17 protein-coding genes and 2 pseudogenes are annotated in these 22,744 nt (G+C 71.4%); 9 read left to right on the top strand and 10 right to left on the bottom strand.

Translation table 11 applies throughout. From position 1 onward, the window contains the following. Positions 1-184: 184 nt before the first annotated feature. From ACWGI6_RS11780 to ACWGI6_RS11755, 6 genes are all read right to left on the bottom strand, one after another. Positions 185-1,420 (bottom strand): hypothetical protein, encoded by a 1,236-nt coding sequence (locus tag ACWGI6_RS11780; protein WP_453267343.1) that lies wholly within the window; start codon positions 1,418-1,420, stop codon positions 185-187. Then, positions 1,417-1,746, bottom strand: a complete 330-nt coding sequence (locus ACWGI6_RS11775) for a hypothetical protein (protein ID WP_453267342.1) — start codon at positions 1,744-1,746, stop codon at positions 1,417-1,419. The genes ACWGI6_RS11780 and ACWGI6_RS11775 overlap by 4 nt, the downstream gene beginning before the upstream one ends. 41 nt (positions 1,747-1,787) lie before the next feature. After that, positions 1,788-3,716 carry a DUF3492 domain-containing protein gene (locus tag ACWGI6_RS11770; RefSeq protein ID WP_453267341.1) on the bottom strand — a complete coding sequence of 643 codons (1,929 nt, stop codon included), beginning with the start codon at positions 3,714-3,716 and terminating at the stop codon, positions 1,788-1,790. 282 nt (positions 3,717-3,998) lie between these two features. Beyond that, positions 3,999-4,190, bottom strand: coding sequence for a hypothetical protein (locus tag ACWGI6_RS11765; protein ID WP_453267340.1), 192 nt, complete (start codon positions 4,188-4,190; stop codon positions 3,999-4,001). Between the two features lie 47 nt (positions 4,191-4,237). Further along, positions 4,238-5,533 carry a DUF3152 domain-containing protein gene (locus ACWGI6_RS11760; RefSeq protein ID WP_453267339.1) on the bottom strand — a complete coding sequence of 432 codons (1,296 nt, stop codon included), beginning with the start codon at positions 5,531-5,533 and terminating at the stop codon, positions 4,238-4,240. 161 nt (positions 5,534-5,694) lie between these two features. Continuing rightward, complete coding sequence (locus ACWGI6_RS11755) at positions 5,695-6,729, bottom strand: alpha/beta fold hydrolase (protein ID WP_453267338.1); 1,035 nt, start codon at positions 6,727-6,729, stop codon at positions 5,695-5,697. 172 nt (positions 6,730-6,901) lie between these two features. On the opposite strand from ACWGI6_RS11755, the gene ACWGI6_RS11750 reads away from it, so the two are divergent. The 4 genes from ACWGI6_RS11750 to ACWGI6_RS11735 all read left to right on the top strand — a co-directional run bounded on the left by ACWGI6_RS11750 (position 6,902) and on the right by ACWGI6_RS11735 (position 8,865). Beyond that, the gene (locus ACWGI6_RS11750; RefSeq protein WP_453267337.1) at positions 6,902-7,120 is read left to right on the top strand and encodes a hypothetical protein; all 219 of its coding nucleotides are present in this window, start codon (positions 6,902-6,904) and stop codon (positions 7,118-7,120) included. Positions 7,121-7,268: 148 nt separating this feature from the next. Next, positions 7,269-7,910, top strand: coding sequence for a TetR/AcrR family transcriptional regulator (locus ACWGI6_RS11745; protein ID WP_453267336.1), 642 nt, complete (start codon positions 7,269-7,271; stop codon positions 7,908-7,910). A 141-nt stretch (positions 7,911-8,051) separates the two neighbouring features. Then, complete coding sequence (locus ACWGI6_RS11740; protein ID WP_018089430.1) at positions 8,052-8,279, top strand: DUF3107 domain-containing protein; 228 nt, start codon at positions 8,052-8,054, stop codon at positions 8,277-8,279. A gap of 295 nt (positions 8,280-8,574) precedes the next feature. Beyond that, positions 8,575-8,865 (top strand): hypothetical protein, encoded by a 291-nt coding sequence (locus tag ACWGI6_RS11735; protein ID WP_453267335.1) that lies wholly within the window; start codon positions 8,575-8,577, stop codon positions 8,863-8,865. A 24-nt stretch (positions 8,866-8,889) separates the two neighbouring features. Here ACWGI6_RS11735 and ACWGI6_RS11730 read toward each other — a convergent pair whose 3' ends face one another. After that, a complete protein-coding gene (locus ACWGI6_RS11730; RefSeq protein WP_393906901.1) occupies positions 8,890-9,627 on the bottom strand; it encodes a ferritin-like fold-containing protein in 738 nt (245 codons plus the stop codon). Between the two features lie 314 nt (positions 9,628-9,941). On the opposite strand from ACWGI6_RS11730, the gene ACWGI6_RS11725 reads away from it, so the two are divergent. Continuing rightward, entirely contained in the window at positions 9,942-12,314 is a 2,373-nt protein-coding gene (locus ACWGI6_RS11725; protein WP_453267417.1) for a DEAD/DEAH box helicase, read from the top strand. 474 nt (positions 12,315-12,788) lie between these two features. Here the strand turns inward: ACWGI6_RS11725 and ACWGI6_RS11720 are convergent, their stop codons facing one another. After that, the gene (locus tag ACWGI6_RS11720) at positions 12,789-12,986 is read right to left on the bottom strand and encodes a hypothetical protein (protein ID WP_199218996.1); all 198 of its coding nucleotides are present in this window, start codon (positions 12,984-12,986) and stop codon (positions 12,789-12,791) included. 122 nt (positions 12,987-13,108) lie between these two features. On the opposite strand from ACWGI6_RS11720, the gene ACWGI6_RS11715 reads away from it, so the two are divergent. Beyond that, entirely contained in the window at positions 13,109-15,355 is a 2,247-nt protein-coding gene (locus tag ACWGI6_RS11715; RefSeq protein WP_453267334.1) for a hypothetical protein, read from the top strand. Positions 15,356-15,502: 147 nt separating this feature from the next. Here ACWGI6_RS11715 and ACWGI6_RS11710 read toward each other — a convergent pair. After that, positions 15,503-15,619 (bottom strand): annotated as a pseudogene (locus tag ACWGI6_RS11710) (hypothetical protein); the annotation flags it as partial. A 333-nt stretch (positions 15,620-15,952) separates the two neighbouring features. Here ACWGI6_RS11710 and ACWGI6_RS11705 point away from each other — a divergent pair. Then, positions 15,953-16,423, top strand: a complete 471-nt coding sequence (locus tag ACWGI6_RS11705) for a hypothetical protein (RefSeq protein ID WP_453267333.1) — start codon at positions 15,953-15,955, stop codon at positions 16,421-16,423. After that, complete coding sequence (locus ACWGI6_RS11700) at positions 16,416-17,012, top strand: hypothetical protein (protein WP_453267332.1); 597 nt, start codon at positions 16,416-16,418, stop codon at positions 17,010-17,012. Before ACWGI6_RS11705 ends, ACWGI6_RS11700 begins: the two co-directional genes overlap by 8 nt. 120 nt (positions 17,013-17,132) lie before the next feature. On the opposite strand, the pseudogene ACWGI6_RS11695 reads toward ACWGI6_RS11700, so the two are convergent. Beyond that, positions 17,133-17,612 (bottom strand): annotated as a pseudogene (locus ACWGI6_RS11695) (lamin tail domain-containing protein). A gap of 744 nt (positions 17,613-18,356) precedes the next feature. Between ACWGI6_RS11695 and ACWGI6_RS11690 the strand changes: the two are divergent. Beyond that, complete coding sequence (locus ACWGI6_RS11690; protein WP_453267331.1) at positions 18,357-22,619, top strand: LamG-like jellyroll fold domain-containing protein; 4,263 nt, start codon at positions 18,357-18,359, stop codon at positions 22,617-22,619. Positions 22,620-22,744: the final 125 nt, after the last annotated feature.

Raw genomic sequence — 22,744 nt, 5'->3', positions numbered from 1 at the left:
GGGAAGTACGTCGGCTTCGGCCGCGGAGTGGGTGCCCGCCCCGGGGGCGGGGTCCACGTGGGGGGCGAGGTCCGCGGGGAAGGGGCCGAAGCGGCCGTTTCGGGGTGCCGCTTCGGGGGTGGTGCGTGGTGGGGGTGCCCGTGTGGGGGGACGGGAAGTCGGGGGCCGGGGGGCGTCCGGGGGGTCACGGCCGGTGCGCCTCCGCCGGGCCGGCGGGAGCCGGCCAGTGCGCACAGGCGCCGGTGAGCACCCGCAGGCCGTACACCAGGAGGCCGAGGGCGGCGGCCGTGCAGGCCACGGCGGGTACGGCGGCCGGGCCCACGGCGGTGGTGAGCGCCTCGACCGGGACGTCGAGCGGCGGCAGACCGGGGAGCCGGGCGATCAGCACCAGGGACAGGGCGAGGGCTTCCAGGGCGGCGGCCGAGGCCAGGCCGGTCGCGGCCGCCCCGGGGAAGCCGTGCACGGCCAGCAGCCGGGCGAGGAAGAGCAGCACACCCAGCGCGGCCGCCGCGGCCACCGCCGTCGTGCCGTCGCCCCCGAAGGCCGCGTCCGCGCCGAGGAGCAGCGCCACCAGCGCGCCCAGGAAGAGCAGGGTGGTGGCGAGCAGCAACGGCCGGACCCGGGCGGCGAGTTCTTCGAGGCCGCGGCTGGCGGCCAGGCCGCGCCGCCCGCGCGCCGCGAACCAGCGGGCGCAGCCGGCCGCGGGGGCGAGGGCGAAGGCCAGGGCCACGGTGGTGGCGACGGCGGCCCGGGGAGCGGCATGCGGCAGATCGGGGCCACCGGCCAGCAGTTGTCCGAGCAGCCAGTCGCCGTACACCGCATATCCGGCCGTCCAGCACGCCCACAGGCCGGCGGTCCACGCTCCGGCGCCCCGGTGGCGCAGGCGCAGCGGCCCGGACCGGACGGCCAGCCGGACGGCGAGGGCGAGCAGCACACCGCCCGCGGCGGCGACGGCGGTACGTACGGCGGGAGTTGCCGTGCCGACCGAGGCGAGGGCGGCGAGCGTCGCGACGCAGACGGCACCGGGCAGCAGCTGCAGCACCCCGCGCACGCCCAGGGAGCCCCGCGCGGGGTCGGGCGCGGGCGGGCGCCCGTCACCATCCGGCCGGGCCTCCTCCGGGTCGGCGCGGGGCACCCGGGCGTAGAGCTCCTCGGCCAGCGAGAAGACGTCACGGTGCCGGAAGCGTGCGGCCGTACGGTCGGTGACACCGTGCGCCTCCAGGCCGGCCGCGATCTCCAGCGCGTCCACGGCGCGTGCACACAGCTCCTGGTGACGGTGCATCAGGGACCGTACGGGATCGGCGGGCCCGCGGCGCGCGGGGCGGGCGGCGGCCTCCTTGGGCGGCGGCACGGTACGGGCGGCGGACCCGTCCTCCATGGCCGGTACGGCGTGGGTGGCGCCACCGTCGGGTGTGGTCACAGCCCGTCCCCTCTCCTCCGGGCCGCCGCGCGGCCGCCCCGGTCGGGGCGGGTGTGCGGCATGCGCCGCCGGGCCGGGCGGCAGCGGCCGCTGGAAGCGGTGTGGCCGGCGGAAGCGGTGTGGCCGCCGGAAGCGGTGTGGCCGCCGGAAGCGGTGTGGCTGCCGGAGGCGGTGTGGCCGCCGGAAGCGGTGTGGCCGCCGGAAGCGGTGTGGCCGCCGGAAGCGGTGTGGCCGGCGTGCGCCGGGCCGCCGGGACGGCCGGCGCGCCGGAGTCCTTCCCGGCTCCCGCCGTGCGCCACGTCCGCCATGCCCGTCACCGGTGCCACGCCCACCAGGCACCTCGCACACATCACGTCCCGCACAGCCGTCACCACTGCCCTCTCTCCCTCACTCCGGTCACACCGGACTGATCGGCGGACCTTCCCCATCTCACCGGCCGTCTCGCCCCTCGGACGCCGGCCGCTCCCCCGGTCTCCGCGCGCGGGGCCTGCGGCGCGGCGGCCCGCTCCTCCTCGGGGACCGCCCAGCTCGGCGTGCGGCCGGCGGGCACGGCGGCCCGGGTGGCGGCGCCGGTAGCGGCCCAGCGGCCGGGGACATGGGACTCGGCGGGGCGGGCGAACGGCTGCGGTACGCCCCGTGCGTCCCGCTCGCGGCAGGCGGCCGGACGGGCCGGGGCGTGGGAGATCAACTCCAGATAGATGCCACGAAATGCCGCGACATTCTGCTCGACGGTGAACAGTTCCAGCGCCCGCGCCCGGGCCGCCGCGCCCAGCCTGGCCCTGCGGTCCGGGTCGCCGAGCAGCGCGGTGCAGGCCTCGGCGAGGGCGCGGGGGTTGCGCGGCGGGACGACCAGGCCGGTGCCGCCGATGACTTCGCAGACCGCGCCGGCATCGGTCGACACCGTGGCGCGGCCGCAGAACATCGCCTCCACCAGGGAGCGCGGAAAGCCCTCGATGACGCTGGAGAGCACCACCACGGCGCCGGAGGCATAGGCGTCCTCCAGGGCCGGCACCTCCGGGCTGCCGATCTCCTCGAAGCTGACCGGGTTCTCCCCGACGGTGCGGGCATCGGCCGCCTCGTCGGGGAAGAGCTGGGCGGCCAGCGCCCGGCAGTGCCCGAGATATCCGGGCGCCTGCGGATCGCGGCCGACCCCGCCGATGATCCGCAGCGTGGCCTCCGGCTCGGCCTTGCGGATCTCGGTGAAGGCGTGCAGCAGCGCGACGAGGTCCTTCGCGGGCTCGACGCTGCCGACCCACACCAGCGTCTTGGTGTCGTCCGCCGCCGCGTCCGCGACCGCGGCGAAGGGGGCGGCGTCCATGCCCGGGTAGACCGTGCGCAGCCGGGCGCGGTCGGCGCCGCAGCGCTCCTGCCAGCGCCGGGCGTGGGTGTTGCCGGGGGTGATCAGCGCGGCCTGCGTATAGGTCTCGGCGGCCAGCGCGCCCTGAAAGGCGGCGAGCAGTGCGCGCACCGGCGCACTCAGCGGCGAGGCGGTGCGCGCGAGGTAGTGCTCGCGCAGCCGTACGCCGTACTCGGTGACCAGGAGCGGGGTGGCGAAGAAGCGCTTGGCCAGCAGTCCGGGGAGCGCGGCCGCGCCGCCCGACGTGGCATGGCAGAGGTCCACACCGCCGAGCCCGGGAGTCTGCCGGTCGCCGTACCAGTCCAGGGACAGCGGTCGTAGCGCACGTGCGAGCCGGGCGGTGGCGGCGAGCAGATCGTCGACCTGTGCGCCCTGGGCGGCGGGCAGCGCGTGGGGGCCGTGGCAGGCGGCCTCCAGGATGCGTACGGCGTCCTCGGAGTGCAGCAGCGCGGGCAGCCCTCCGTGCTCCCGGGCGAAGTCGGCGAGCCCGTAGAGACCGCTGGCGAAACGGTCCGCCTTGCTGGTCACGGGGGAACGGAGGGCCCCCTGCGGCACGGTCGGCGGATCCCCGGCGGGGGCGCCCCCGTGGGAGGCCCTGGAAGGCTCGCCTCCCGGAGGCGCCGTGGCGAAGGCCGTCACGAGATCGTCGAAGCGCTCGACGAAGCGGCGACGTGCGCGGCGTCCGGGGGTGCGGCCCGTGCGCGGCGCGCCGGCCCGGCGGCGCCCGGCGGGGAAGTCGTCCCCCAGCGGAGCGCTGCGTACCAGCCGCACGTGGCGCGGCAGTTCGGGCCGGAGGTGCGCTTCCTGGCGGGGGTCGGCGCTCAGGGCGTAGACCTCGAAGTCATGGCCGGTGAGCCCGCGCACGAGCCGGTCGCACCACGCGTGCGCCTCACCGGACGCATACGGATAACCACCTTCGGTGAGCAGTCCAATACGCACGAGTGCACCTCCGTCCTCCCATATCGGCGTCCCTGTGGGCCGGTGGCACGGCCGCCACCTGCGGCAAGAAGCTATGCAAAGGGCCGGTGACGCGATGGACGGTTGTCCATCGCGCCACCGGAAGGGGTGAACGCACGTAACTTTCCGCCCCCGGAGGCGTTTCGACGCGCTATGTGATCGCTACACCACCGCCCGTAGCGCCCGCCGCTGCGCCGCGACCTGCGGATCGAGCACCGGGACCACCGCCAGGAGCCCTTGGGTGCAGGGGTCTTGCGGATGGTCTTACACGGAGTCGACCGGTCCCTGCTCCACGATCCGGCCGGAGCGCAGCACCGCGGCCCGGTCGCCGACCGCCCGTACGACCGCCGGATCGTGGGCGATGAAAACCAGCGAGCGGCCCGCCTCCCGGCGGAGTTCGCCGGGCAGCCCGATGATCTGCGCCTGGGTGGTGACGTCCAGCGGTGGTCGGCTCATCGGCCCGTCTCACACCGGGTGCCCGCCTTGCCGGGCGCCCGGTCGGGTCACCGCTGGGTGGGGAACGGCCAGGAGTTGGGCCGGCAGGTCGCCCCGTCCGTCGTCAGGAACTTCGTCTGCTGCATCATCACCGGGGCCAGCGCGCCCTGCCGGGAGCAGACCTCGTGGTTGTGCCCGAGGCGGTGGCCGACCTCGTGATTGATCAGCATCTGGCGGTAGGCGAGCATCTTGTCGTGGCCGTAGGTCTGCGCGCCCTGCGCCCAGCGGTAGGCGTTGATCATGACCCGGTCGGTCGCCGCCGAATCACAGGAGACATTGTCCTCGCGGGTGTCGAGACCGGACTTGGCGCACCACGTCGCCGTGGTCCCCGGGCTCGCCAGCGTGATCACGAAATCGGCGTCGCCGGACCCCACCCGCTGGAAGGTCCGCTGTCCGCCGTGTGCCCAACTGCGCTCATCGTTGAGGGTCTTGTGCACCGCCTCGGCGAACAGCTTGCCGTCCAGCGGCAGCCCCTCCTCGATGTCGACGCGGTAGCGCAGCACCTTGCCGTGTCCGGGCGCCTTGGCGTCGCCGCCGGTCGGCGTGAACCGGCCGCCGGCCGTCAGATGCGCATCCAGCGGGAAGACCTGCGTCATCCGCTCGTCGTAACTGGCGGGCTTGGCATCCTGGGTGGGCCTGGCATGCGACCTGGAGGCCTCGTCGCCGTCCCCGTCGGTGCGGTCGTTGCCGCTGCGGGTCTGCGGGTCGCCGCCGTCCTTGTGCTGTTCGGCGACCTGGCCCGCGATGACCACGGCGAGCACGGTGGTCACCGCCGCGGCCGCCGCGCCGGTGAACGTCCGGCCCATGCCGCCCTTCTTGCTGCCGTGCCGCGACTCGTCCGCCGCGCCTGTGCCGTCCGGATCCTGGTCCGCCGGGTCACCCGGCTCGCCACCGTCCGCGCCGGATTCGGCCCGCCGGTCCGGCCCGTCGTCCTCCTCGCGCTCGAAGACCACCGACCGCCCGGTGAAGCGGCCGCCGGGGGGCACACCGTCCGCGCCGGGCCCGTACGGACCGGACGCCGGGCCCGCCGTCCGGGGCGCACCGGCCCGGAACACATCGTCGTCGGGGTCGTCCGCGCCCCTCGCACCGCCCGGGAACGGCCCGGCATCGAAGGCGTCCACATAGTCGCGCCGCGGCCCCGGCCCGCTGCCCGGTGCGGCGACCGGCGGTGCGCCGAACATCTCCGCGCGCGGCCGGGGAATCCTCGGCGTGCCCGGACCGGACGCCACCGGGGAATCCGGTGCCCCGGGGAACGTGCCCCAGCCACCGCCCGGCTCGCGCTGTTCGGGGTGTCCGCCGCGCACCGCATCGCCTTCGAACGGCTCGCGTCTGCGGCGTCCCGGGCCCGGCCCGGCGCCGGGGTCACTGCCCCCCGAGGGGCCGTTGACGGGCGGACCTGCCGTCTCAGGGGTCTCCGCAGCGGTCTCCGGCCGGCCTCGGCGGCTATGGCGTCCCACGGGGCGTGTCAGCTCCTGCCCGCATCAGCGGTCACATCGGTCACTTCACTGTCGAGCAGCTCGCGGACGGCCCGCGCCACTGTCTCCGGGTACTCCATCATCGCCACATGCCCCGCCTCCGGCAGCGTCAGCAGTCGCGAACCGCGGAACGCCGCGGCCGCCCGCCGCGCCATCCGGAAGGAGACCAGGCGGTCGCGTCCACCGTAGACGAGAAGGGTGGGGGCGAGCACTCTCTCTGCCTGACGCCACAAATTATGCTGTCCGCCGAGCGTGTAGGCGTTCACCAGGCCGCGCGCCGAACGCTCCATCACCTCCCAGAAATAAGGGAGTTCCAGCCGTCGCGCATATTCCTCGGCCGCGGCGTTGAACCCTTCCGGGCTGACCCGGCCGGGGTCGCCGTAACAGAGCGCCAGCACCTCGCGGGTGCGGCGCTCGGGCGTCCAGTCATGGGTGAGCCGGCCGAAGAGCCCGGCGATTCCGGGGACGGCGAGCAGTGCCGTGGGCACCGCCGTCAGCTGCGGCCGCAGCTCGGGAAGCGCCGGGGAGATCAGCGTCAGGGTGCGGACGAGATCCGGACGCACCGCCGCCACCCGGGTCGAGGCGGCACCGCCCATGGAGTTGCCGATGAGGTGGACGGGGCCGCGCCCGGCCGCGTCGAGGTGGCGGATGACCGCGCGGGCCTGCGCGGAGACGGAGTAGTTGCCGTCCTCGGGCGGCGGTGACTGCCCGAACCCGGGCAGGTCGATCGCCTCGCCGTCCACGCGGTCGGCGAGCAGCGGCATCAGGTCCGACCAGTTCTGCGAGGAGCCGCCGAGGCCGTGGACGTAGAGCGCGGGCTCGCGGTCCCGTCCGGCGCCGTCCTGTGCGGCATCCTCCGGCCCGTCGTCCGGCCGCGCGGGCTGCCCGTCCGGTGCCCGTACGGTCAGCGTCAGGCCCGGCAGGGTCACGGTGCGTACCGTCTCCGCCCCGCCGTGCCGGCCGGGGCCGGCCGGTGGCACCGGGAGGGCGGCGGTCGCGGTGTCCGGCGACTCGGTCGAAGACATGGGCACGATGTTACGAGACGATCACACCCCCGATCGTGTGTCCGCGGTCACACACCACATCGCGCTGCCACGACGACTCTCCTAGGCTCGTAGGCGAGGGCAGCCGCCCCCGGCCACTGCTTTCATGCCAGGCACCAGCCGACGAAACGAGCACTCGGGAAAGGGAGCCACCATGCGCGTCGACCCGACAGACCCGGAGACCTTCGTGGACGAGAGCGACGCCACCGACATCGACGTCGAAGCGCCGGAAGCGGACGCCGCCGAGCAGCACGCCGATCTCGCACCGCAGCGTGACGAGGAGCTGGGCGATCTCGATCCGGACGAGGCAAACGAGGCAGATCTCGCCGAACAGGCCCGTGTCGTGGAGCTCAACGAAGACGAATACCGATGACCTGGGAGGTTATGTCGGCTTCCGGGCGGGGTGCCGACCAGAAATTCTCGGCCTCGAACGCGCACAGCCGGGTTACCCAAAAGTACGATGGCGGGCGCGGTGCACCACCTTGTACGGGCCGCGTACGGAACAACTTCTGGGAGGCAGCGTGAGCGCCATCGAGCAGACCGAGGCGGCGCGCCCGCGGGGCACACGCCTGCCACGCCGAGCCCGGCGCAATCAGCTTCTGGGCGCCGCCCAGGAGGTTTTTGTCGCACAGGGCTACCACGCGGCCGCGATGGACGACATCGCCGAGCGGGCGGGCGTCAGCAAGCCCGTGCTCTACCAGCACTTCCCGGGCAAGCTGGACCTCTACCTCGCCCTGCTCGACCAGCACTGCGAGGCGCTGCTGCACTCGGTGCGTTCGGCACTGGCGTCGACGACCGACAACAAGCAGCGGGTCGCGGCGACGATGGACGCCTACTTCGCGTACGTGGAGGACCCGGGCGGCGCCTTCCGACTGGTGTTCGAGTCGGACCTCACCAATGAGCCGGCGGTCCGCGAGCGCGTGGACAAGGTGTCGCTGGAGTGCGCCGAAGCCATAAGCGCGGTGATCGCCGAGGACACCGGCCTGTCGCGGGACGAGTCGATGCTGCTCGCCGTGGGCCTGGGCGGTGTCTCCCAGGTGGTGGCGCGGTACTGGCTGTCCTCGGCGAGCAAGGTGCCGCGGGAAACCGCGGTGCAGCTGCTGACCTCGCTCGCGTGGAAGGGCATCGCCGGCTTTCCGCTGCACGGCAGCGACGCGCACTGACCGTGTTCGCTGCGGGCGTGGTCCATGGCGTCCTGCCCGTCCCCGTACCGGGCTAATGTGTGCTGCGTACGGCGCGGATGACCGCGCACCCTCCCCCAGCTGACACTGGGGGACCCCCAGACCGTCGGAGGGACATAAGCCGTGGAGGTCAAGATCGGCGTGCAGCACGCACCCCGCGAGATCATTCTGGAGAGCGGGCAGTCTGCCGAAGAGGTCGAGAGCGCGGTGTCCGACGCGCTGGGCGGCAAGTCACAGCTGCTGAGCCTGGTGGACGATCACGGTCGCAAGGTCCTGGTCCCGGCGGACCGGCTGGCCTATGTGGAGATCGGCGAGCCGACCGCCCGCAAGGTCGGGTTCGGCGCGCTCTGAGCAGGGGCGCCGGATGCGGCGCCCGCACTCAGGTGACAAGGGCGGCGGCCCGGAGGTATCGCTCCGGGCCGCCGCCCTTTTCCTGCCGGTTTCGCGCGCCGGCCCGCCACCGCTTTCCCGTCCGTTCCGGGCCCCGGCCGCCGCTTTTCCGCAGATCAGGCCGTTCGAGTCGGTCCGGCTGGGCTGATCGGGCAGGGGACCGGCGCCGGGAGGGTTGCTGCCGGTGCCCCATGGGTACGACCGCCTACGACCGATTTGGTCGTCCGACCGGTCTCGTCACACGGGAGGGAACAGCATGATCTGGGAAGCGCTCGGCGCCGTGCTCATCGGATGCGCCATCGCCCTGTCCGCCATGCGCTGGCTGCCCGACCGGTTCCCCGCACGCGCCCTCACGCTGGCGACCGGCCCGGTCGCGGCGCTGCTCGGCGCACTGCTGACCCGCTCGATCCTCGGCGCCGGCCATCCCGTCCAGGTGATGGTGGCCGCGATCGCCGTGGGGGCGGCTCTGCTGTCGGTCCTCGCGCGCCCGCCGCGCCGGCGTCTTCGACGGCCGGCCACGGCGCTGAAGGGGCACCGGACGGCCTGAGCCGCCCGGTACGCCCGTCGTACGTCAGGCCGCGAGCCCCAGCGCCGCCATCCGCTTGGTGTGCGCCTCGGTGATCCGCGAGAACATCCGGCCCACCTCGGCCAGATCGAAGCCGTCGGCCACACCGCCCACCAGCATCGTGGAGAGCGCATCGCGGTCCGCGACGACCCGCTGCGCCTGCGAGAGCGCCTCGCCCATCAGACGGCGCGCCCACAGCGCCAGCCGCCCGCCGACCCGTGGCTCGGCCTCGATGGCCGCGCGCACCTTCTCCACGGCGAACGTCGCATGCCCGGTGTCGTCCAGCACGGCCAACACCAGACCGCGACTGTCGGAGTCCAGCCGGGCCGCGACCTCGCGGTAGAAGTCACTGGCGATCGAGTCGCCGACATAGGCCTTGACCAGGCCCTCCAGCCAGTCCGACGGCGCGGTCTGGCGGTGGAACTCGTCCAGGGCGGCGGCGAACGGCTCCATCGCCTCGTTCGGCTCCGCCTCGATCTGCGCGAGCCGCTCGCGCAGCCGCTCGAAGTGGTGGAACTCGGCCGAGGCCATCTTGGCCAGTTCGGCCTTGTCGTCCATCGTCGGCGCGAGCTTGGCGTCCTCCGCCAGGCGCTCGAAGGCGGACAGCTCGCCGTAGGCGAGCGCGCCGAGCAGATCGATGACGGCGGCCCGGTACTGCGGGTCGGCGGATGCCTGCGCCCAGTTCTGGGCGGCGATCCCGGTGTGTTTTTGCGCGTCAGCCGCGGCGTTGTCAGGCGTTCCCATGACGGGCACAATAGCCCGCTCGGCCGCTCGGGGAAGGCCCTGGTCAGCCACTCCCGTTCACCCGTACGAACGGCGGTCCGGCCCCGTGTCCCGGTGCCGCATCTGCCGTGATGTATTCCTCACTCATACAAGCCTTCGGATGAGCGCGCCGTATCCGGGGTACAGTGGTATTTGGACCTGCCGAGTATCGGTGGGTCGTTCCACGAAGCGGATGCCCGGTCGGTGGCCCGATCGGCTCCAAACCGACCGCCCTCTTTTGCGGCGCGTAGCAGACATACGCACGGCAGGAGGGACACCGCTCGCGGCAGGAGTGCCTGAGCGTTGGCAGTGGTCCCGCCCCACCGGCCGCATCATCAGGCCGGCCCCGTACGAACCAGTACGAAGGTGCGGTACGACCCCCTTCGCCGCCTCACGCCGCGTCTCACAGAAGAGGCAAGATTCTGTCTACATTTCGAGACCTTGGGATTTTCCCCGAGACGGCCGAGGCCCTGGAAGCCGTCGGCATCATTTCCCCCTTTCCCATCCAGGAGCTGACGCTCCCCGTCGCCCTCTCCGGCAACGACGTCATCGGCCAGGCCAAGACCGGCACGGGCAAGACCCTGGGCTTCGGTCTGCCGCTCCTGGAGCGCGTGACGGTCCCCGCCGATGTCGAGGCGGGCCGCGCGAAGCCCGAGCAGCTGACCGAGGCGCCGCAGGCCCTGGTGGTCGTGCCCACCCGCGAGCTGTGCCAGCAGGTCACCAACGATCTGCTCACCGCCGGCAAGGTGCGCAATGTCCGAGTACTGGCGATCTACGGCGGCCGTGCCTACGAGCCGCAGGTCGAGGCGCTGAAGAAGGGCGTCGACGTCATCGTCGGCACGCCCGGCCGGCTGCTCGACCTCGCCGGCCAGCGCAAGCTCAACCTCTCCCAGGTCAAGAGCCTGGTCCTGGACGAGGCCGACGAGATGCTCGACCTGGGCTTCCTGCCCGACGTCGAGAAGATCATCCAGCTGCTGCCGGCCAAGCGCCAGACGATGCTGTTCTCCGCGACCATGCCCGGCCAGGTCATCTCCCTGGCCCGCCGCTACATGTCGCAGCCCACGCACATCCGCGCCACCGCGCCGGACGACGAGGGCCAGACCGTCCGCAACACCACCCAGCACGTCTTCCGTGCCCACTCCATGGACAAGCCGGAGCTGGTCTCCCGGATCCTGCAGGCCGAGGGCCGGGGTCTGGCGATGGTGTTCTGCCGTACGAAGCGGACCGCCGCCGATATCGCCGACCAGCTCTCGCGCCGCGGCTTCGCGTCCGGCGCGGTGCACGGCGACCTCGGCCAGGGCGCCCGTGAGCAGGCGCTGCGCGCCTTCCGCAACGGCAAGGTCGACGTCCTGGTCTGCACCGACGTCGCCGCCCGCGGCATCGACGTCGAGGGCGTGACGCACGTCATCAACTATCAGTCCCCCGAGGACGAGAAGACCTACCTGCACCGCATCGGCCGTACGGGCCGGGCGGGCGCCAAGGGCACCGCGGTCACCCTCGTCGACTGGGACGACATCCCGCGCTGGAAGCTGATCAACAAGGCGCTGGACCTGGCGTTCGACGAGCCGGAGGAGACCTACTCCACCTCGCCGCATCTGTACGAGCAGCTGAACATCCCCGCGGGCACCAAGGGCGTGCTGCCGCGCACCGAGCGCACCCGGGCCGGGCTGGCCGCCGAAGAGGTCGAGGACCTGGGCGAGACCGGCGGCCGCGGCCGTGGCCCCCGTAAGGCCGCCGTCGTCGAGGAGGAGCGCCCCCAGCGCACCCGTACGCCGCGGCAGCGCCGCCGTACCCGTAACGGCACACCGCTGGACGGGCCGGCCGCCGCCGAAGCACCGGCGACCGGTTCGCCCGCCGCCGCCGAAAACACCGAGGGCGCGGAGGCCGCCGGGCCGCGTCAGCCGCGTCGGCGTCGCCGTACCCGCAACGGCAACGGACAGTCCTCCGGTACTGCCGCCGCCGTGACGGCCGCCGAGGACGCTCCCGCGGATGCGGTGGCCGACGCCGCCACGATCGCTCCGGCTGCCGAGGTGGCGGAGGCTCCGGCCGCCGCACCGCGGCGCCGCCGGACACGTGCCGCCCGGCCGGCGGTCACCGAGGCCGCCGATGTGGTCGCCACCGCGGAGGGCGCGGCGGTCGCCGCCGAGGCCGCGGCCGTGACCGAGCCCGCCGAGGCGCAGGCCACGCCGCGCCGCCGGACCCGCAGCACCGCCAAGGCCGCCGCGGCGACGGCGCCGGCCGCGGTGACGGAAACCGTGGCGGACGCCGCGGTGGCGGCGCCCGCCAAGCCGAAGCGGACCCGCAAGGCGGCCCCCAAGGCCGCCGAGGTCGTGCTGGACGCGGCCGAGGCCGCCGTGGAGGCGCCGGCCAAGCCCAAGCGGACCCGCAAGGCCGCCGCCGCCAAGCCGGCCGCCGAGAGCGCCGTCGACACCGCCGAGGGCACCGAGGCCGCACCGGCCAAGCCCAAGCGCACGCGGAAGACCGCGGCCGCCGCGAAGTCCACGGCGGACGCACCCGCCGCCGAGGACGCCCCGGCCAAGCCGAAGCGGACCCGCAAGGCCGCCACGGCGAAGCCGGCCGCGGAGGCGACGGACACCGCCGAGGCCAAGCCGGTGCGCCGCCGCACCCGCGCCAAGGCTCCCGCCGCGGAGGCGACGCCCGAGAGCTGAGCCTCCCCGGCCCCGGGGGCCCCGCCCCCCCCCCCCCCAGCTCTCTCGGGTGGGGGGGCCCCCCCCCCCCAACGCCCGGGGCTCGGCAACCCCGCCCCCTCGGCCTCCTCACCCGCACCCGGGTCCGCGAAGGCACCCCCGACTGGTGACCACCACACCCCGGCCGGACCACTGGGCACCACGGCCGGCTCTGAGCGCTGGGGCGCGTACACGGGGGCGCGGGAGCCCGCCGGGCACCACCCCGTCGGCGGGGGGCGAGTTGTGTAACGCGCAGGATGTACCGGCGAAAAGATGTAACGCCCGCCGGAAGTATCTACCCTTCAGCGGAAATACGTCCCGGCTGACACGGCGCCGGGACGGCCGACGGCCCGTCACCTCGCGCCCCCGTCCAGGGTGCCAAGCATTGCAATGTCCAGGCCGACGACGGTGAAGACCGTGTCCTATGACGCGGGGTCGCTGCACCGGTGGACCCGCTCATGTACAGACAGCGGCGAGGGCTGCAGTCATCGCTGCGGCAACAGTGATGACCGCAGCAAACGTGGTGGCGGCCTGCTTGAGGGCAGTGGGGTAGCTGGCGCCGTCCAGGCGAGCGAGTACGGCGGCACCGACGGCGGCCAGCAGCGCGATCACGACGACCAGGGCGGTGGTGAGCAGTACGACGGCGACGTTCACGGCAGGCTCCCTGCGCACGGTGAGGTGTTGACATGGTTGAAGGTCGCGGAATCGGTGTGCGCCGGGGTTCGCCGGAAGGAAGATGAACAGCGGCGAACACATCACGGCCCGGGGGCGAGCACGTGCACGACGAGCAGAGCGAACACCATCCGGCACTGACCGAGCTGCGCAGGAGACTGAACGGCGGACTGGCCCGGGCCCGGCTCGACAAGACGCAACTCGCCACCCGGGCACAATTGGGGCGTACGACCGTGTCGGAGGCGTTCGGGGCCGACGGGCGGGTGCCGTCCGAAAAGACGGTGGCGGCACTGGCCCGCGCGCTGAAACTCCCCGTGCAGGAGCTGCTGGAGCTGCAGCGGACCGCGGCGGCCTCGGATGCGGGGTCCGGGTCGGGGCCGGGCAGGCCGATCGGTGAGTGGGAGCCGCACGCTCTGGAAGTCCACCCGGCCGGTCCCGCCCCGGCCGGTCCCGGTTCCGGCTCGCCGGAGCAGCGAGCCCTGCCCGGCTATGTGCCCCGCGAGCACGACCGGATCCTGGCGGACGCCGTGCGCGAGGCCGGCGAGGGCCACAGCCGGATGCTGATTTTGGTCGGCACATCCTCCACCGGGAAGACACGGGCCTGCTGGGAAGCCATCCAGTCGCTGGCCGAGAAGGGGTGGCGGCTATGGCATCCCTTCGACCCGACCCGCGCCGAGGCCGCGCTCGACGACCTGCACCGCGTCCGGCCACGGACCGTGGTCTGGCTGAACGAGGCCCAGCACTACCTCGGCGACCCGAGGACCGGCGAACGAATCGCGGCCGCCGTGCACAGTCTGCTCGTCCAGCCGGAGCGTGGGCCGGTGCTGGTGCTGGGCACGCTGTGGCCCGAGTACGCCGCCCAGTACACCGCGCTGCCCACCCCAAACGGGCCGGACCCGCACAGCCGGGTCCGGGAACTGCTTACCGGCCGCACCCTCACGGTCCCCGACACGTTCGACGCTCCGGCTCTGGCCGCTGCGAACGTCCTCGCCAAGGGCGGCGACCGGCTGCTGGCCGACGCCCTCAACCGCGCCAGTGCCGACGGACGCCTGACACAAGACCTGGCCGGAGCCCCCGAACTCCTGCACCGCTACCAGAGCGGCACCCCGGCTGCCAAAGCCGTACTGAAAGCGGCGATGGACGCACGCCGCCTCGGCGTCGCCCTCCACCTCCCCCAGGCATTCCTCACCGACGCCGCCCTCGACTACCTCTCCGACATCGACCACGACCAGCTCACCGACGACTGGGCAGAAGCTGCCTTCGCTGAACTCGCACACCTGGTTCATGGGAAGCAAGCCCCCCTACGCCGCGCCAGCCCCCGCCCCCAGCGCCGCACGCCCGGAACCCCACCAATCGCCACGCCCTCCCACCCGACAGCGGCGCCGGTATTCCGACTTGCTGACTACCTCGAACAACACTGCCGCGCCACCCGCCGACGCCTGTGCCCACCCGCCTCTTTCTGGCAAGCTGCCCACACCCATCTCACCGACATGGACGACTTGCTAAATCTCGCTGAAGCAGCGCGATTCCGTTACCGCAACCATTGGGCATTGCACCTCCGACATCAGGCCCGCAGGCACGGGCCTACTCTCGCTGCACAAGCCGAGAATCTCGCCAGCATCGTGGTGGCACCTGAACGGAGAAGGCCACACGAAGAGAGCACAACCGAAAGCTCCGGTGGACAAGTCGCGGACGCCAGCGAGGTGCCTCTCTTTTTGCTCGCGCAGCTGCACGAGAGGGCCGGAGACCAGGAATCGGCCGAGGTTTTACTTCTGCAGGCCGCCGACGACGGCGCCCCGGAGGCACTGTTTGCCTTGGCAAGACGGCGAGAGCGTACCGGGGATATAGGCGCTGCCGAGGCCTTCTACCAGCGCGCCGCGGATGCCGGCTACAGAGTCGCACTGGTGACGCTGGGATGGATCCGCGAGACTTCTAACGACCTTGTCACAGCTGAAGCCCACTATCAGAGGGCCAGCGACGCTGGCATTCCGGACGGCCGAATGAACCTGGCACGCATGCGCGAGCAAGCCGGAGACCGAGATTCGGCCGAAGCCCTGGCCCGACAAGCCGCAGACGCTGGCGACACCAGCGTTCTGGTCGCCCTGGCACGCATGCGCGAACAGGCTGGAGACAAAAAGGCCGCCGAGGCCCTCGCTGTGCAGGCCGCCGAGGCTGGGAACACCAGCGCTCTGGTCGCTGTGGCGCAGATGCGCGAGGCTTCAGGAAACCAAGACGCCACAGAAGTCCTCTATCGATGCGTTGCCGACTTCGGCGGGCTCTGGCAGTTCCTGCAGGAGCGATGGCCACATGGGTTGGACCCGGATGGCACGCCCGCACAGCCATGGGAATGAACAGCTGGGGCCTTGGGCCTCGCCGGAGGCGGGTTTCCGGCTGCCCACGGAGGTGAACGGGTGCTCGCGGCGCTCACCCCGGGATATCTCCCCGCAACCGTGGTAGGTGAGCTGCTGGCGCAGGTCCAGGTAGCAGAGCAACCGAACGCCGGGCTCGCCCGCGTTCCGGGTCGTGTACTCCGCTGCTCGCCGCCGCCCACCGGTCGGCGAGCAGCTGCTGGAAGGCGAGCGCGGGGCGTCGGCGGCGGCCGCGACGTCGACCAGGCCAGCCGGCTTACGTGCACTTCGTTCATGTACGGCACTACGCCGGGTGTCCCCGGGAGGGTTCCGCCGCAGTGTGTCTTCACCCGACCGAGTGGCAGGCCGTCAGGGGCCGTCGCCGCCCCAGTCCAGCCACGCAGACATAGGGAAATCCCGCGCCGATCACTGCATTCCGAGACGATCACTGAACTCGCACTTCAGGACCTCTCCAGCTTCTACAGCTCCACAAACCCCCAGCTCAGAGCCGCGCCACACCACGGCCAAAAATCCGGAAATGATCACCAGATCCCAAGGTCAGCGCTTCGCTCATGGAGTGATCGGCAACGGATTTGTCACATGGACGGCCGGGTCTCCAATGCCGTGCACCCCGGCGCGACCATCGCGGGCATCATGAGCCAGGCCCGCGGCGAAGCCGTCCATGACACCCACACCGCCGACGACAAGGACTTCAACGACCACGTGGACGCGGTGAACAGAGCAGTCAGCAAGGGCATCCTGATAGGCACCGGCTCGATCCCGGGCAACGTCGGCGGCAATGTAGTGGGCTGGGGCGTGGGAGAGATCCAGGAACAGGTCGTGGACAGCATCAAGCAAGACACCACCGCCGACGCGCAGCACGACGCCGGCCAGAAGTACAGCGGAGGAATGAAAGCAGCCCAGAGCTCAGCGCAGGCAGCTATCGACCAAGCTGCCCGGCACGGTCACTTCAGCGGCTCGACTTTGAGGGACCTCAAGAACGCCGCGGCGGACGCCGCCACGGACGGACACACCGCGGGGGCCCAGTGGGAGGACTCACGTCATGGCTGACCGCTCAGACACCGTCCGCGATCAGAGGTCACACGCGCCGGCATGGCGAAGAGCGGCGGCGTCGGCTGCGGCCGCGCTCTCGCTCGCCCTGGCCGCTTCCGGTTGCGGTGGACCGGAGGTCAACTACGCCATACCGAGCAACATTTGTGGTCTGTCCGTGGGCCGCGACCTGCTGCAGCCCTTCTTTCCCCCGGGAGACCGGGTCGAGTTCGACGGTGACGCCTTCGACGGCAGGAAAGCCAAGTCTTTCTGCCAGTACTACGTGGACGGGAACACCGCGCTGGCCGTGGACGGTAGACGCAGCTCGCAGGACGAGACTGCGGCACTGCTCGCAAAGCGCTACGCCGACCCCGCCCACCTCAAGTCCTGGGCGCAGTCCGGCGGACGCATTGCCGGCTATGCCGGCACCGTCTACGGCACCGCCACCTGCTCCGGAAACCCGTCCGACAGTGACGGTCAACCGGCCCGCAGCTACTCCCTGGAAATCTCCGTCAACCACTACACCAATACGAAGACGGTCCGCCCTGAGCTGGCGAAGCTCATGAGCGCTCTACTTCCCCAAGCAGCTCGTGCAAGAGGCTGCCAATGACACGACCCGCCGTCATCAGGCTCGGCCGGGTACCTGAACACCGCGGTGCGCCGCAGGCGCAGGGCCTGCGGCGCACCGTGTGTGGCCGGTGAGCGGCGCAGCTCACGGGCCGGTCAGGGTTCAGTGTCCGTGGCGTCCCCAGCTTTCGGCGTCGACGATGCGCGCCGGTGGTCGTTGCGCGGGGTGGCGGTGTCGCCGGTGTTGTCCCAGACGTAGGCGCGGCGGTTCTGGTAGACGTCGCGGCGGTTGTCGTGGCCGATGCCGGTGTGAATGCGGAGCTGGCTGTGGCCGTTGAGGCGGAGGTTGCCGAAGCGGTAGCTGTGGCCGGACTTGTCGGACAGGGTCCAGCCCTTGACGTTGACCGGGAGGCGGCCGGTGTTCTTCACCGTGCCCCACTCGGCGTTCAGGCTTCGGTTGGAACGGTCATCCCGTCCGGGGCTGTCGTACTGGATCGCGCCCAGGGCCACAGCGGAGCGGCTGCGGTGCGGGGCCGGGGCGTGGTGGCCGTGGCCGGCCGCAACGGCAGGCAGCGCGACGGTGGCGGCGAGCACCGCAGCACCGGGCGACGGCAACGGCGATACGCGAGATGTGACGGGACACAGACACCCCTGAAAGGGACCCACGAAAAGGGTGCCGGAATCCGGAAGTCCGGCCGGTTTGACCGGACCCCCGCACAGTGACCCGCCGTCACGCCTTGGTGGAGAAATCCAGTCTGGAGTTACAAAACACAGATATCGACACAACCGCACCACGCAAGGCGTGCATTCCCCCGCGCCCGCCAGCACCAACACAGCACCCCTTACATCCACCCAGACACCCCAAGGGGTTACCGCCGGTGCACAACTCAAGAATGGCCGGTGTCCCCTCCCGATCGGCGAATTGGATGCACTGGCGGAGCAACGCGGGCGGCCGTGGAAATCCGGTGACGCCTTCCGGCCGTGAGTCCGCTTCAGCAAGAGGATGGCGCCGCCCCGTTACTGCCGTCCGGCAATGGCTGTGCGTGCGACCGACCCGACAAGCCGCGTCAGCCGCTCGGTCTGGCCGCAGAGGCGGAGCACCTACTGCTCACCTCTTGGGCGCCCGTCGCTGGCGAATTCTCGCTCTGGATACGGCTTGAAGCCGTACAACCCTATAGCGTAGTGATGCCTGTCACGTAGCCATCTATGCCGGAATGTCAGTTTCACTCCATAGGTGCCGTTTCGTGGAGGTACCCAGGCGAACGCACTTGCGTATACGTTCCCGCCCACGACTTCTTCATGGAATCTTCATTTTTGTGGGCGGGGGATGACGGGGATGCCTGTCTCGGTGGGTCGAAGACGCGTTCATCGGGTGTTATCGGCGGGGATGGGCGGGCTGCTGGCAGCAGGCCTGCTGCCTGCGGTCCTCGGCCACTCCGCCTGGGCCGCGCCTCGCTCGTCGGAAGGTGCCGCGGCCACTGCTGCGGCACAGGATTCGGACGGCCAGGCCCCTACCGAGGATGCCGCCCTGGAGCAGGCCAAGCGCACGGGGCGGGAAGTCGAAGTCGCTTCGCTGCGCGGTGAGTCGGCCGATGTCGTGGCCACGGCGGAGGGCAAGCTCCAGGCCCGGCAGTATCTGCGTCCGGTCCGCACCAGGGTCTTTGGCCAGTGGAAGGACATCGACACCGACCTTGCCGAGCAGAGCAATGGGACGGTGGCGCCGAAGGCCACAGCCGTGGGCCTGACGTTCTCGGGCGGCGGCGACAAACCGCTGGTGACGATGCGCAAGGCGGGGCGCGAGCTGGCGCTGTCCTGGCCGGGGGCGCTGCCCGCTCCGGTGCTCGACGGCGCGCAGGCCACGTATCGCGACGTACTGCCCGGTGTGGACCTGCGGATGGGTGCGCAGGCGGACGGTTTCACCCAGCTGTTGATCGTCAAGTCGGCTCAGGCCGCCAGCAGTTCGGAGCTCGGGCAGCTTCGGCTGAAGCTGGCGGCGGACGGCGTGGACGTCAAGGAGACCGCTGCCGGTGGTCTGAACGCGGTTGACCAAGGCGCCGGCTCGTCGGTTTTCGAGGCGCCGACGCCGCTGATGTGGGACTCCAGCACGGGCACCGGTTCCAGTGCTTCCCACAAGACGCTCAAGTCCCGGAAGGCTGCTGGGAAGGCGAGCCGTTCCGGCGCGGACGGCGGCGAGGGTGATGAGCCCTCGGCCGGCGAGTCGGGCAAGCTCGCAGCTGTGGGGGTGGACGTCCCTGCGGGCCAAGGCCAGGTCGTCCTCAAACCCGACGCCGAGGTGCTCAAGGGCAAAGACACCGTCTACCCCGTCTTCATCGACCCTCAGTGGTCCACTCCGCGGGCGACGTCGTGGACGATGACGTCGAAATACTGGGCGTCGTCCCCGCAGTGGAAGTTCAACGGCGATCACGACGCAGGCATGGGCTACTGCAACTGGAACTACTGCCAGCCCAACGACACGAAGCGGCTCTTCTACCAGGTGCCGACGTCCGCCTTCGCCGGCAAGTCGATCCTGTCGGCGGAGTTCGTGGTCCGTAACACCTGGTCTGCCTCCTGCAGCAAGAGAGAAGTCGAGCTGTGGCGCACCAAGGCCATCTCCTCCTCGACGACCTGGAATTCGCAGAACGAGTCCGGGTTCTGGCAAAAGCACCTGACTTCCGACAGCTTCGCCTACGGCTATGAGGGGTGTGCTGCCAAGGACGGCGAGTTCAACGTCAGGCCGGCGGTGCAGGAAGCCGCGGACAGCAAATGGCCGACGCTGACCTTCGGGCTGAAGGCCGGCAGCGAGAGCGACGGATACGCGTGGAAGAGGTTCTCGGACAAGGCGTATCTGCGGGTGACCTACAACCGGCCACCGCCGCAGGTGAAGCCGTCGCAGCTGGTGATGGAGTACGGCGGCACCTGCAAGAAGCCGAGTGCTCCGGCTCGGATCCACACCCGGGGCAAGATCTACGCCAACAACATCACCGACCCCGACAACGACAGCGTACGCGTCCAGTTCCAGGCCAGTTGGGATGCCGGTGACGGCAAGGGCACCATCGCCCGCTGGAAGCCCGGTCTGACGACAGCGAAGAAGTCCAGGCCTGCGGATTTCGCCCTCGGCCTGCCTGCCACGATTCCGTCGAACAAGACGGTGAGCTGGGCCGTGCGGACCTACGACGGCGCGCAGTACTCCCCGTGGTCCTACACCGGGTCCGCCGAGGCGTGCTATTTCGTCCTTGACACCCAGGTGCCCGCGGCTCCCACGATCAGCTCAGGGGAGTACCCCTCCTCCGACCCCGAGAGCCCGGACGATCCCTGGTACGACGGGGTGGGCCAGTACGGCACCTTCACGGTGGCGGACAGTCATCGTGACGTGAACCGCTACGTGTACGGCGTCAACGGCGACCCCTCCAGCAGGAACACGGTGACGACCAGTGCCGGCGCCGCGCGGAACATCCCGGTCCAACCGGAGAAGCCGGGGCTGAACTTCGTAACCGTCCAGGCCTTCGACACGGCCGGCAACAACAGTGAGATCCGCACCTACCGGTTCCGGGTCAAGGCCGGGCAGCCCGAGCGCGCCACCTGGCAGTTCGACGAGCCGGCCGGCGCCAGCGAGGCCAAGGGGTCCACCCCGGCACGGACCGCAGACCTGCACGGCGGCGCCACGCCCGGTGCGGAGGGAGTGGCGGGCACCGCCCTGGTCCTCAACGGCACCGACGGCTACGCGGCAACCGACATACCCGTCGTGGACACCTCCAGGGGCTTCTCCGTCTCCGCCTGGGTGCGCCCCACTCAGATCCCCGACCATCCGGCGATCGTTGCCACCCAGCCGGGCAACAACCGGCCGGGCTTCGAGCTGTACTACTCCTCCGACCTCAAGCGGTGGGTGTTCAACCAGTACACCTCCGACAGCCCCGACGCCGGCATCGCCCGCGCAATGGCCCCCCAGCCGGGCGGAGTCACCGCCGACGAATGGACCCACCTGGTGGGCGCCTACGACAGCACCGCCAAGGTGCTCCAGCTGTATGTCAACGGCAAGCTCGTCGGGCAGACGCCGTACAGCACCGCGTGGAACGCCCGCCGCGGCCTGCAGCTGGGGGCCGGCTCCTACGGTGGTACACCCGGCTCCTTCTTCCCCGGATCCCTCGACGAGGTGCAGGTCTTCGACAGACCCGTCTCGGCCGGCGAGGTCACCCGTCTGTACAACAAGGAGCGCATCCACGGCCCCGGGCGCCCTGCGCGCGCGGTCTTCCCGCTCGACGAGCAGGCCGATGCCCAGCAGGTAACCGGTCACGGCGACGTCATGCCGGCCGCCCTCCACGGCGGCGCCGAGCCCGGAAAGGCGGGGGTGGCGGGCAACGCCCTGACGCTGGACGGCAAGGACGACCACGCCTCGGTGGACGCGGCGCACTTCAACACCGAACGGTCCTATGCGGTCACCGCCTGGGCCCGGATCACCGACGCCGACCGCAATCAGACGGTCGTCGCGCAGGACGGCGGCTTCCTGGGCGCCTTCTACCTGTCGTACGAGGCCTCCGGCGGCGTGTGGAGCGCGCGTCTGGCGACCAAGGACGCCACCGACGGGAACCTCACCCAACAGCGCATCGCCTCGAAGCAGAAGGCGGCCATCGGCAAGTGGGCGCACCTGGCCGCCGTGCACGACACGGTGGACAACACGGTGAGCCTGTACGTCAACGGCATCCTTCAGGGCAGCGCCTCCGCGCCGCAGTCCTGGTACGGCGACGGTGCCCTGCAGATCGGTCGGGCTCTCTACCGGGGCGAGTACACGGACTACCTCACCGGACAGATCGATGACGTCCGTGTCTTCGACCGCCCGGTCTCCGAGGGGGAGATTCACCAGCTCGTGCAGCGGCGACCGGTCCTGACCGGCCGCTGGCAGTTCGACCAGTCAGCCGATCCCGGATCCAACTCCGTCGCGCGAGGCGCGGCCATGACGCTGGGAGGCAGCGCGAAGCAGGTGCCCGGTGCGGGTTTCCTGGGTGAGGGCGGTCTGGTTCTGGACGGAAAGCAGCAGGACTACGCCTCCAGTGCCCTGCCGTTCGACACGAGTGAGAGCTTCACGGTGACGGCGTGGGTCCAGGCGGCGTCGGTGCCGTCCCGTCCTTCGGCGCTGGTCAGTGCCGAAGGAACCCATGCCAGCAGCTTCGTCAGTGGCTTCATCCCCCATCCCAAGGACCCCACAGCGGAGGGCTTTTGGACTCTGGCGATGCCGCGGGCGGACACGGTGGACGCAGAGCTTGACTGGGCCGGCAACGCGCAGTCCTTCAACAGCGTCACGGACTGGAATCACCTCGCGATCGTCTACGACGGCTTCGCCAAACAGGCACGAATCTACGTCAACGGGCAGCTTGGCGAAGCTGCCTGCATCGACGGCAACGACGACGGACAGGCCGACGACGCGGCCTGCACCGAGGCGGTCCCCTGGGCGGAGAACGTCATCTCCTTCAAGGCGCTGAAGTCCCTGCAGCTCGGGCGGGACAAGGGCCATGGCTCTTTCGGGGACTACTGGCCCGGAGCGATCGACGACGTGTGGACGTTCCAGGGTGCGCTCAGTGACACGCAGGTCAGCCGGATCGCAAGCGAGATGGACGGCTTGCCGACCGAAGTGCCCGACGTGCCCGGCGAGGGCTGACCGTGGGGCGGGGGGCCCGGGGCGCCCCCCCCCCCCAACCCCGCAGGCAAAAGAAGTGGTCGGGCGCACCCCGGGGCCCCCGGCGCTCCGGGGGGGTGCGGCCAATGGGGGGGGGGGAAGTAAGG

The sequence above is a fragment of the Streptomyces sp. NPDC054786 genome, assembly GCF_053611685.1.
The sequence above is the reverse complement of the archived record's forward strand: the minus strand, read 5'-3'. Positions and strand labels throughout refer to the sequence as shown.